Origin of the sequence: Bradyrhizobium sp., assembly GCF_049691595.1 — a bacterium.
Classification (GTDB): domain Bacteria; phylum Pseudomonadota; class Alphaproteobacteria; order Rhizobiales; family Xanthobacteraceae; genus Bradyrhizobium.
Map to the genome: position 1 here is coordinate 1 of NZ_JBAVNZ010000051.1, position 10,260 is coordinate 10,260.

Annotated in this window: 12 protein-coding genes; 7 read left to right on the forward strand and 5 right to left on the reverse strand. The window is 62.8% G+C overall.

Features of this window, described 5'->3' with window-relative positions; genetic code table 11:
* Positions 1-722 (forward strand): flagellin (locus WCE35_RS02135; RefSeq protein WP_424591689.1); only part of this gene is annotated, 722 nt, incomplete at its 5' end.
* A 127-nt stretch (positions 723-849) separates the two neighbouring features.
* On the opposite strand, the gene WCE35_RS02140 is transcribed toward WCE35_RS02135, so the two are convergent.
* Positions 850-2,106: a flagellin gene (locus tag WCE35_RS02140; RefSeq protein ID WP_424591690.1), complete on the reverse strand. Its 1,257-nt coding sequence runs from the start codon at positions 2,104-2,106 to the stop codon at positions 850-852.
* Positions 2,107-2,605: 499 nt separating this feature from the next.
* On the opposite strand from WCE35_RS02140, the gene flaF reads away from it, so the two are divergent.
* The 5 genes from flaF to flbT all read left to right on the forward strand — a co-directional run bounded on the left by flaF (position 2,606) and on the right by flbT (position 6,958).
* Positions 2,606-2,974, forward strand: coding sequence for a flagellar biosynthesis regulator FlaF (flaF, locus tag WCE35_RS02145; protein ID WP_424591691.1), 369 nt, complete (start codon positions 2,606-2,608; stop codon positions 2,972-2,974).
* 32 nt (positions 2,975-3,006) lie between these two features.
* The gene (locus WCE35_RS02150) at positions 3,007-3,372 is read left to right on the forward strand and encodes a hypothetical protein (RefSeq protein ID WP_424591692.1); all 366 of its coding nucleotides are present in this window, start codon (positions 3,007-3,009) and stop codon (positions 3,370-3,372) included.
* Between the two features lie 287 nt (positions 3,373-3,659).
* A complete protein-coding gene (locus WCE35_RS02155; RefSeq protein ID WP_424591693.1) occupies positions 3,660-4,919 on the forward strand; it encodes an ATP-grasp domain-containing protein in 1,260 nt (419 codons plus the stop codon).
* A complete protein-coding gene (locus WCE35_RS02160; RefSeq protein WP_424591694.1) occupies positions 4,916-6,379 on the forward strand; it encodes a pyridoxal phosphate-dependent decarboxylase family protein in 1,464 nt (487 codons plus the stop codon). The genes WCE35_RS02155 and WCE35_RS02160 overlap by 4 nt, the downstream gene beginning before the upstream one ends.
* Before the next feature lie 201 nt (positions 6,380-6,580).
* Entirely contained in the window at positions 6,581-6,958 is a 378-nt protein-coding gene (gene flbT / locus WCE35_RS02165; protein ID WP_424591695.1) for a flagellar biosynthesis repressor FlbT, read from the forward strand.
* Between the two features lie 137 nt (positions 6,959-7,095).
* Here flbT and WCE35_RS02170 read toward each other — a convergent pair whose 3' ends face one another.
* The 4 genes from WCE35_RS02170 to WCE35_RS02185 form a co-directional block, all read right to left on the reverse strand.
* The gene (locus tag WCE35_RS02170; protein ID WP_424591696.1) at positions 7,096-7,461 is read right to left on the reverse strand and encodes a hypothetical protein; all 366 of its coding nucleotides are present in this window, start codon (positions 7,459-7,461) and stop codon (positions 7,096-7,098) included.
* A gap of 167 nt (positions 7,462-7,628) precedes the next feature.
* Positions 7,629-8,120 (reverse strand): hypothetical protein, encoded by a 492-nt coding sequence (locus WCE35_RS02175; protein WP_424591697.1) that lies wholly within the window; start codon positions 8,118-8,120, stop codon positions 7,629-7,631.
* Positions 8,117-8,464 (reverse strand): flagellar assembly peptidoglycan hydrolase FlgJ, encoded by a 348-nt coding sequence (gene flgJ, locus WCE35_RS02180; protein WP_424591700.1) that lies wholly within the window; start codon positions 8,462-8,464, stop codon positions 8,117-8,119. The genes WCE35_RS02175 and flgJ overlap by 4 nt, the downstream gene beginning before the upstream one ends.
* A gap of 41 nt (positions 8,465-8,505) precedes the next feature.
* The gene (locus WCE35_RS02185) at positions 8,506-9,630 is read right to left on the reverse strand and encodes a flagellar basal body P-ring protein FlgI (protein ID WP_424591698.1); all 1,125 of its coding nucleotides are present in this window, start codon (positions 9,628-9,630) and stop codon (positions 8,506-8,508) included.
* A 262-nt stretch (positions 9,631-9,892) separates the two neighbouring features.
* Here WCE35_RS02185 and WCE35_RS02190 point away from each other — a divergent pair.
* Positions 9,893-10,260: flagellar assembly protein FliX (locus WCE35_RS02190; protein WP_424591699.1), on the forward strand; the 368-nt coding region annotated here is incomplete at its 3' end.

Below are 10,260 nucleotides of genomic sequence, written 5' to 3' on the forward strand. Positions count from 1 at the left end.
AGCTCAACAGCGTGTTGGCGTCGAACAACATCACCGTAAATGCCGGAGTCTCTGCGACGGCAGATACGCTGACCTTCACCTCGACCAACGACGCCGCGAGCCAGACCATCACCAAAACCGGCACCGCGCCCACCGGCGCTGGCGTCGATATCACGGGCACAACGACTGCCACCGTCGGCACCGTCAATGCGGCCGTGGCCGACGCGGTGTCGCAGGCCACGCGCGCGTCGCTGGTCACCCAGTACAACCAGATCATCACGCAGATCACCACCACGGCGCAGGATGCCTCCTTCAACGGCATCAACCTGCTGAATGGCGATTCGTTGAAGCTGGTGTTCGACGAAACCGGCAAGTCGACCGTGACGATCGCCGGAGTCACGTTCAGTCCGGCCGGTCTCGGCCTGAAGGCGCTCACCGCCGGCACCGACTTCGTCGACACCAATGCGACCAACACCGTCCTGACGGCGCTCAACACCGCCAGCATCACGCTGCGTTCGCAGGCGTCGGCCTTCGGCGCCAACCTGTCGATCGTGCAGATCCGGCAGGACTTCAACAAGAACATCATCAACGTGCTGCAGACCGGTTCGTCCGCGCTGACGCTGGCCGACTCCAACGAGGAAGCGGCCAACAGCCAGGCGCTGTCGACCCGCCAGTCGATCGCGACCTCCGCGCTGTCGCTGGCCAACCAGTCGCAGCAGAACGTGCTGCAGCTGTTGCGCTGATCTCGGCGAAACTTCCGACAAACCAGAACGGCGGGGCTTGCGCCCCGCCGTTTTTTTCTGCCGTGACTGCAGAGGCAAAGCCTCGCCGCTGTAACTTCCTTGCCCGTACCGTCGCCGAAACCAGTAATTAGCGCAGGAGTTGAAGGACGCTCTGCTGCGACTGGTTGGCGAGCGACAGCGCGGATACCGCGATCGATTGGCGGGTCGACAGCGCCTGGCTGTTGGCCGCTTCCTCGTTGGTGTCGGCGAGCGTCAGGTTGGACGAGCCGGTCTGCAACACGTTGATGAGTTTTTTCGAGAAGTCCTGGCGGATCTGCACGATCGACAGATTGGCGCCAAAGGCCGACGCCTGCGTACGCAGCGTGAGGCTGGCGGTGTTGAGCGCGGTCAAAACCTTGCCGGTCAGGACGTTGTCCGTGAAGTCGGTGCCGGGGGCGAGCGAAGCCAGGCCAAGACCGGCCGGATTGAAGGTGACGCCGGCAATCGTCAGGGTCGATTTTCCGGTTTCGTCGAAGATCATCTTCAGCGAGTTGCCATCCAGCAGGTTGATGCCGTTGAAGGAGGCGTCCTGCGCCGTGGTGGTGATCTGCTGAATGACCTGGTTATACTGGCTGACGAGGGTCGCGCGAGCGGTCTGCGACGCCGGGTCGGGTACCGCCGCAACGACCGCGCCGCCGGCGCCGCCACCAGCAGCGTTGGCGCTGATGTTGATCGCGTCGAGCGCGGCGGGAGCGGCCGGAGCTGCGGTGCCGGTGATCACCTGGCCCGCGCCATCGTTGGTCGACGTAAAGGTCAGACTGTCAGGTCCGGTGATCAAGGTCGAAAGATTGACGCCCGCGTCCGCCAGCGCCTGGTTCAATTGGGCCACCGACTGGACCTGCGCCGTCTTGGTCACGGGATTGAAAGAGACAGGCGCATTACCGATGGTGATCGTGGCGGCCGTGCCTGCGGAATTCGTGAAAGTGAAAACGCCGCCGTTGAGCTTGCTGGTCGTGAGGTCGGCGGCGGTCGCTCCGCCAGGCCCACTCGGAACGCCCGTACCGGTGAACTGGATGCTGGACTTCGTGCTGTAGCCTGAAGGCTGCTGCAGCGCCTGGTTGGCGATCGACTTGGCGGTATCGACCAGCCTTTGCAGCGAGGTAATGCCGGTGTCGGCGGCCTGCAGAACCTGCACGCCGTTGCCGATGCTGTCGAGCAGGTTGCTGATGTCGCTGGCACGGGCATCGAGGCCGGCGGCGGTGAAGAAGTTGGTCGGGTTGTCGAGCGCGCTGTTGACCTTCTTGCCGGTGGCAAGGCGGGTCTGCGTGGTCGCGAGCAACTCGGCGGTACCCTGCAGGGAGAGCAGATTCTGGCGGACTGCCGCGGTAAGGACGATGTCGGACATTGAATGCCTTCCCTTAAGTGTGCTTCGCCGGCAGCTTGGTCCGGGTCAACGCGCTTCCTGATTCCAACCCATCGCCAGATATGAACAAAAGCTTTTAAAATATGATTAACCGCTGCTTACCGAACGTGGTTAACGAAACCATAAGTCGGTCGGGCGGTTTCCTCGCATCCGTCCGGGCGGGTAGCGGGTTTGCCATCCGCACGCGCGCAAGATATTGAAATAACGTATCTTTTTTTGATCAGCGGATTTTTCGTCCGGCTCGAGCTGGGCGTGAATGCCCCCTTGGCGGAACGCCACGGGATCGTCTCGGACCGGAATCTCGCTTCACGGAAGCCGGACCGCCGGTGCGAACTTCGAAGGGATCTGCCTGAGGCGATCTGGAGCTTCCGGGCGCAAATCGAGGCCGCGGGTAAGTCAATCTTAAGTGGCTGCCTTTACGGTTTCTCGAACGGAAATCGGGAAGCTTGTCAGACGGAACAAGGGGTTGCTGAGGTGACGAATGTCTAGTGCTGCTGCCCAAGCCTACGCGCGCGTCGCGAATACCACCTCGTCCCCCCGTGATATTGAAGCCCAGGCCTTGCTGATGGCGGCGAACAAGTTGCACGCCGTCATGATCAATGCCGACGCGACGTTTGCGCAGACGTCCGAAGCGCTGATGTTCAACCGCAAGCTCTGGTCGATCTTTCTCAGCGAAGCTCAGCGTGACGAGAACCCGCAGCCGCTGGACGTGCGGCAGAAGATCGCAAATATCAGCATCTTCGTGCTGTCCCAGACCGCGGCGTTGCAGATCAGCCCGCAGCGCGAGCATTTCAAGTCCCTGATCGAGATCAACCGCAACATTGCAGCAGGATTGAGCGGGCGCGCCTGAACAGCCGTACGAATTAAGCCAGGAATTATGCCATGGCGGACATCGTCAGCATTCTCAGCAGCAGCTACAAGACGGCGCCAACGCCGTCTTCGTCGAATGCTAAGTATGTCCCGGTCGATCCCACCCATTATACCGGCACCTGGAAGGGGACGTATTCCACCGGCGAGAAGTTTTCGTTCTCGATCTCGGACGTTCAGGGGTTCCGCGCCAAGGTGAAATACCAGAGCGGCAATGGCCCGATTCAATTTCAGGACGTGCTGATCAAGGACAACTCCTTCCGGATCGGGGACACCAAGTTTCTGCTGAAGAAGGTTGGTCACGCGCAGATCAAGACGGTCGTGACGAATCCCGCGACCGGCGCCACCGTGCTCAACACGGCCTACGCCGATCTCGTTTGAGCGCGCCCGGCCGCTGCATCGAGGTGCGGTCAGGCCATCTGATCCGGCTCCCGCGCGCGGCCGTTAGCCGTTAAAGTCTCGTTAACCAAACCAATCTAGCGTTTTGCAACGAAGTCCACGCCGTAGCCACGCCGCGGGCCAACAGTGACCGTGCGAGAGGCATCTTATGGCGGCCTTGCAGCCCAAAGATAATCCGCAGCGCAGGCCTGACCGCGCCACAGCCGTCGTCGCAAAAATCGAATTGCTGCTTTTGCATGCAGACCAACGAACAATATCGGGGAGGGCGCATGGATACTGAAATCAACGAGCGTGGCGACCACGTCGTGGCCGCCGATCGCATCGGTTTTGCACGACTCACAAGGATGGCGTTCGACGGGATCGATCTGCACCCCCTGTGGCTGAGCCTGATGGAGCAGGTGGTAGACGGGACGGCTGATGCGGGTGTGGCACTGGACCTGTCACTGATCGCGCAGTTGCTTGGCGAAAAGCAGACCGGCCTGTCGATCCAGGCCGAAGCGCTCCACTTTCACCGGTTGTACAGGTCTCCGTGCTCGGCTGCGCAGCCGGGGTTGCGGGTGCTGGCGCTGGCGGCAGCCATCGACATCGGCGGCAATACGCCGGTCGAATTCCTGCTCGAAGGCTCCGACATCGAACTGACGACGCTGTACGTCGTGCCGGGAACGGAATTGCCGGCGCCGCTCCCGGACCATGACATCGCGATCGTGGTCGCATCGGATTCGGAAGAATGCATCGGAGCGCTCGCCGACATCGATCGGGTCGCGGCACAGTGGCCGCGCCCGATGCTCAATCCACCGCGCCTCGTTCGCAATCTGGATCGCGACAAGCTGTACCGGTTGCTGCGCGGGATTGATGGCATCGACATTCCCGCGACCGCCTGCGTCAGCAGGGCGCAACTGGTAGAGACGTCTCGCCCGATCGACTTGCTGGTTGACGTTGCCGGGGACGATGTCGAGGGCGATACGGTTGCGGTCATCGTGCGGCCGCGCGGTTCGCATGCCGGCGTCGGGCTCGCCAAGCTCGACGATCGCGCCGCGATCGATCGCTATCTTGCGGAACGACCGGAGCAGGATTTCTTTGTCGCGCGCTTCGTCGATTACGCCAGCGAAGACGGCCTGTTTCGCAAATACCGCGTGGTGTTCGTCGATGGCCGGCCTTACGCGTGCCACATGGCGATCGCCGATCGTTGGGACATCTGGTATCTCAATGCGGGAATGTCCGAGAGCGCAGCCAAGCGTCTCGAGGAAGAAACCTTCATGCGCACCTTCGACATTGGCTTCGCGCGCCGCCATCAATCGGCGCTGGCCGGGATGGTCGATCGGGTCTGCCTCGATTATTTCACGGTCGACTGCGCGGAGAACAAGCGCGGCGAATTGTTGATCTTCGAGGCGGACAATACCGCTGTCGTGCACAACATGGATTCGCCTGACCTGTTTCCCTACAAGCCACCGCAGATGTGCGCAATCTTTGAGGCGTTCGCGGCGATGCTCTACCGTCGCGCCCGACAGGAGCGGGAGCGCGCGGCGTGACAAAGGTCCTGCGCGAAGCAAGCCTGCAATCCGAGTCGAGCGAGACCCTCGATCCACGGAACTGGGACGACATCCGCGCGCAAGGCCATCGCATGCTCGATGACATGATCGACTACGCCGCCAATATCAGAGAGCGCCCGGTCTGGAGACCGATACCGGACGACGTTCGCGCGCGGTTTCACGCCACGCTTCCGCAAAAGCCTTCCGAACTCGGCGAGGTCTATCGGGAATTCACCGATTTCATCGTCCCCTATGCGGTTGGCAATGTTCATCCGGGTTTCATGGGATGGGTGCACGGCGGCGGCAACGTCGTCGGCATGTTGGCGGAAATGCTGGCGGCCGGACTCAACGCCAATCTCGGCGGGCGCGATCACATTCCGATCGAGGTCGAACGTCAGATCGTCGAGTGGATGGCCTCGATGTTCGGGTTGCCGAGCGGGGCGAGCGGGATCTTCGTCACCGGCACGTCGATGGCAAATCTGATGGCGGTGCTGGTGGCGCGAACGTCCGCACTCGGACGGTCCGTCCGCCAGCGCGGCGTCGGCGGCGAAGGTGCGGCGCTGACGGCCTATACCTCGACGGCGGCGCACGGTTGCATCACCAGGGCAATGGACGTCGCAGGCTTCGGCAGCGATGCGTTGCGGTGTATCAAGGTCGATCGTTCTCACCGCATCGACGTCTCAGCGCTGCGCGCCCGGATCGCGCTGGACCGCAAAGCTGGACTGAAGCCTTTCCTTGTCGTCGGGTCGGCCGGGACGGTGGATATCGGCGCCATCGATGATCTCCGGGCGCTGAGCGCGCTGTGCCGCGAGGAGCAACTCTGGTTTCACGTCGATGGCGCCTATGGCGCGCTCGCGATTCTCTCGCCGGCGCTCGCGCCGCGGCTTGCCGGGATTGAAAACGCGGATTCGATTGCGCTCGATTTCCACAAATGGGGCCAGGTGCCCTATGATGCCGGCTTCCTGATCGTCCGGGACGGCGAGCGGCACCGCGAGACTTTCGCCGCGCCGGCAGCATATCTGAGCCGGGAGACCAGAGGGCTTGCCGCGGGCTCGCCCTGGCCTTGCGACCTCGGCCCCGATCTGTCGCGCGGCTTCAGGGCGCTCAAGACCTGGTTCACGTTGAAGACCTACGGCACCGAAAAGCTGGGCGCGGTCATCACACGCACCTGTGCGCTTGCCGGATATCTGGAAGCCCGGATCCTGAGCGAGCCGCGGCTGGAGTTGCTGGCGCCGGTCCAGCTCAACATTGTCTGCTTCCGCTACCGCGCGGCCGACGCCAACAAGGTCAATGGCGATATCGTCATCGATATTCAGGAATCGGGGATCGCGGCGCCGTCGACCACGCTGATCGACGGCCAGCTCGCAATACGCGCCGCTATCGTCAATCACCGCACCGACACCTGCGACCTGGATGCGCTGCTGGCCGCGGTCATCAGGTTCGGCACGACTCGAACATAAATTGATCCCGCTTTCAGGCCGCTTCCGAACGATTGCAAGAGGCGCACATGTTCCGCCCTGAGAGCCATTGGTTTGATGCAGTCTTAGGCGCCGAATCGCCGGATATTCGCCAGGAGGATTCGTTCAGTGCTAGGATAGCCGCCGCGGCTCGGGATGTCCCGAATGCAATTGCTCGTCGTGCGGGCGCATGGAGATAACAGCATGGCGCTGAAGGTTGAACTGAAGCCTTTCGAGCGGATCATCATCGGTCAAAGCGTCATTACCAATTCGGATGCGCGAACGAGGTTGCTGATCGAGGGGGAGGCTCCGATCCTGCGGGAGAAGGACATCCTGACCGCGGAGACCGCCAATACCCCGGTGAAGCGGCTCTATCTCTGCGTTCAGATGATGTATCTGGAAAATGACATCCCGAAATACCAGGACCTGTACATGGGCTTCGTCAAGGACCTGCTGGAGGCGGTGCCCAGCTTCAGAAAGTCGATCGAGACCGCAAGCAAGCTGATACTGAGCGGCTCTCTCTACAATTCATTGAAGGAGCTTCGAAAGCTTATCAAGCGGGAAGCGGAGTTGCTGAAGTGATCGCATGCGCGACTCATCGCAGGGGGCCGGCGCTACCTGGCGCAAATCAACAACAACGTTGTCTCCGGTCCCGCGATCGGCTCAAGCTGTCTCGATACCGCCATCGCCAGGCAACCCGGTAGATTTAAGCCATTTGTTCAGGCCTTGCGGTCGGTCACGGCAAGCCGCGTGGGGCCGCTTTTTGTCAGGTCGAGCGTGTGGAAATAGGCGCGGCGTCGCAGCACGGCTTCATCGGGGAACTGCGTCACCACCGTGTTCGTCAGATTGTCGATGACCTGATAGACGATCGAGGCCGCGGCCTGATCGACGACGACCTGGCGCGATACGGAAGGGGTTGCGGTCTGCGTATCGTTGCGCACGCGCCTGCCCGCATCCGCCGCCGTGACGCTTTGCGGCGCGGGCAGTTCCGTCGTGACCGCCTTGTGCGCCGCTTCGCTCGCGGGCTGCACAATCGGCGTAGCAACCGGTGACCCAACCGGCTTGATGCTGAAATCGGTACTCACGGCAGCCTCCTGGCTTCCCTCGAGTCAAATCCCAACCCCTCTCGAATCGCAACTATGCGCCGGCATCCCTCAATGGTCAGTTAGAGAATGTGCTCAATTTTGCGCGTAAATCGCCGCGCGATTTTGATTAAAAATGTCGGTATTGCCAGCCGGCGGCGGGCGGGACGTCAGAGCGAGCGACTGACCGACAGCGGCGTCATGTGCCGCGGTCCCGGCGTCGCGCGCTGGCCGGCTGATGTATAAGTATTTGGAACATTGCGGCGTTGCATTTCGGCGTTGACGCCGCGCACGATGCTCTCGGACACCGCGTGCGATGTGGCCAGCACGGTGAGATTAATCTGCAGCATGGCGCGAAACACGTCGTGGTGACGATGCAGCGTGGTCAGGAGCTCCGGCGCCACCTGGGCGAGATATTGCTGGCTGGCGTTCAGATGCCCGAGCGCGTTGACATAGCGGCGGGACGCGTCCGTCTTCTGGGGCTCCAGCTTCATCGCCTCCTGCACCTTCCCGGCGCGAACCAGTTCGGTTTCGCGTTCGATCACTGCGAGCAGCACACTCATGATATCCATCAGATCCTCGGCCAGCTTGCGGGCCTTGGCCGGCGTCGATGCGACCGGGACCGGAGCGGGTGCCTGTTGCGGTTGAGGATTGCGGTTCATGTCGGGTTTTCCCTGGATTGGCCGGCGCGATTGGCTTGCTGCAAGATCAGCGTGCGGAACACGTCGTTGGAAATGCCGACGCCGCCGGCCCTGGCGAACGATTTCGAGTATTCTTCCGTCAGCATCGAGCGCCAGACGCCGGTGCCGGGGGTGTCGCCGAACGGGCCTTCGCCCCTGAGGCCGGTCGTCATCTGCGAAAACATCGAGTTCAGGAACATCGCCTCGAAATCGGTCGCGGTCGCCTTGGCCTTGGCCTGCGCCTGCGGCGAGACTTTTGTCAGCGCGTCGGCGAACAGCGGGTCGGGACGGCCCTTGAAGTGCGGCATCATCGCTTTCGAAGCCATGCTGCCGGCAATGGCGCTTGTCAGGCGGCTGCTGTCCGGCATCACATCACCTCGATATCGGCCTGGATCGCGCCGGCGGCCTTGATCGCCTGCAAGATGCCGATCAGGTCGCGCGGGCCGATGCCGAGCCCGTTGAGGCCGTCGACCAGCTGCTGCAGCGAGACGCCGTCCTTCACCACCGCGAATTTCTTGCCGTCCTCGGAGACCGAGACGTTGCTGCGCGGCGTCACCACGGTTCTGCCGCGCGACAGCGGATTGGGCTGGCTGACCTGCGGGCTCTCGGAGATCGTCACGGTGAGATTGCCCTGCGCCACGGCAACGGTCGCGACGCGGACGTCGCGGCCCATCACGATGATCCCGGAGCGTTCGTCGATCACGATCTTGGCGGCGAGATCCGGATCGACCTGCAGCTGTTCGATCTCGGTCAGGAAGGCGACCACGTTGCCCTTGAATTCCGCCGGGATGGCAAGCTGCACCGTGGAGGGATCGATCGGCTCGGCGGTCTTGACGCCGAGGAAATCATTGACCGCGGCGGCGATGCGCTTGGCGGTGGTGAAATCGGCGTTGCGCAGCGCCAGCCGCACATTGGGTAAACGATTGAGCGCGAATTCGATCTCGCGCTCGATGATGGCGCCGTTGGCGATGCGGCCGACGGTGGGCACGCCGCGCACGATCTTGGCGGCTTCGCCCTCGGCCTGGAAGCCGGAGATCGCGAGCGAGCCCTGCGCCACCGCGTAGACATTGCCGTCGGCCCCTAACAGGGGGGTGACGAGCAGGGTGCCGCCCTGCAGATTCTTGGCATCGCCGAGCGCCGAGACGGTGACGTCCATCCGCGTGCCCTGGGTGCCGAACGGGGGAAGGTTGCCGGTGACCATGACGGCGGCGACGTTGCCGGTGCGGATGGTGGCGCCGCGGATGTTGACGCCCATGCGCTCGAGCATCGCCTGCAGCGATTGCTTGGTGAAGGGGATGTTGTTCAAGGTGTCGCCGGTGCCGTTGAGGCCGACGACGAGGCCATAGCCGATCAGCTGATTCTGCCGCACCCCCTCGATATTGGCGAGGTCCTTGATCCGCGACGTCGCGCCCGCGGAGGCGGCCGACAGCGCCAGCGCCGCCAGCGCGGCACAGGCGAGCCTTGAAAATTGCTGCGAATGGATGCCGGGCATCCTGTGCTCCCCCAAATGTCTTCCCGGGATCACCAGCCACTCCCATGACGGCGATCCGGCATTGCCTATGCGAGCGCCGTGCCACCTCCGGCCAGTCTCGCAAGGCTTTGATTTGGTTAAAAATTTTGGAAAGCTCGATACCCCGAATTGGCGTTGCGGCGGCGAAACTGCCGGCCGGCGGCAGATTTTGCCGGGTCGTTTACGTCTCATTAACCACAAGCGAGCGATGCTGCCGGCCATCAAGCCTTGCGAGACCACGCCCATGCGCATCACCGGACCGAACGGCACCACGCTTGGATCGCCTGCGAGAGACGCGCGGCGCACCTCTTCGACCGGCTTTTCGCTGCCGGAGCAGACCGCGGTGCCGGAGGAGACCCGCTCCGCTACCGCGCCAAAATCGGCCGGCAATATCGATGCGCTGCTGGCTTTGCAGGGGGTGGAGGACCCCGCCGAGCGCCGCAAGCGGTCGGTGGCGCGCGGCAGGGGCGCGCTCGACGTGCTCGACGACCTCAAGATCGGGCTGCTCGCCGGCAAACTGCAAGCCTCCACCGTGACCCGGCTGCGCGACGCCGCCGCCAACCTGAAATCCTCCTCCGGCGACCCCGTCCTCGACACCGTGCTGTCCGAGAT

Coding starts and splice junctions, on each gene's coding strand:
- WCE35_RS02140 (WP_424591690.1), bottom strand. CDS start 2,106: ATGTCCGACATCGTCCTTACCGCGGCAGTCCGCCAGAATCTGCTCTCC.
- flgJ (WP_424591700.1), bottom strand. CDS start 8,464: ATGGCTTCGAAAGCGATGATGCCGCACTTCAAGGGCCGTCCCGACCCG.
- flbT (WP_424591695.1), top strand. CDS start 6,581: ATGGCGCTGAAGGTTGAACTGAAGCCTTTCGAGCGGATCATCATCGGT.
- WCE35_RS02150 (WP_424591692.1), top strand. CDS start 3,007: ATGGCGGACATCGTCAGCATTCTCAGCAGCAGCTACAAGACGGCGCCA.
- WCE35_RS02155 (WP_424591693.1), top strand. CDS start 3,660: ATGGATACTGAAATCAACGAGCGTGGCGACCACGTCGTGGCCGCCGAT.
- flaF (WP_424591691.1), top strand. CDS start 2,606: ATGTCTAGTGCTGCTGCCCAAGCCTACGCGCGCGTCGCGAATACCACC.
- WCE35_RS02185 (WP_424591698.1), bottom strand. CDS start 9,630: ATGCCCGGCATCCATTCGCAGCAATTTTCAAGGCTCGCCTGTGCCGCG.
- WCE35_RS02175 (WP_424591697.1), bottom strand. CDS start 8,120: ATGAACCGCAATCCTCAACCGCAACAGGCACCCGCTCCGGTCCCGGTC.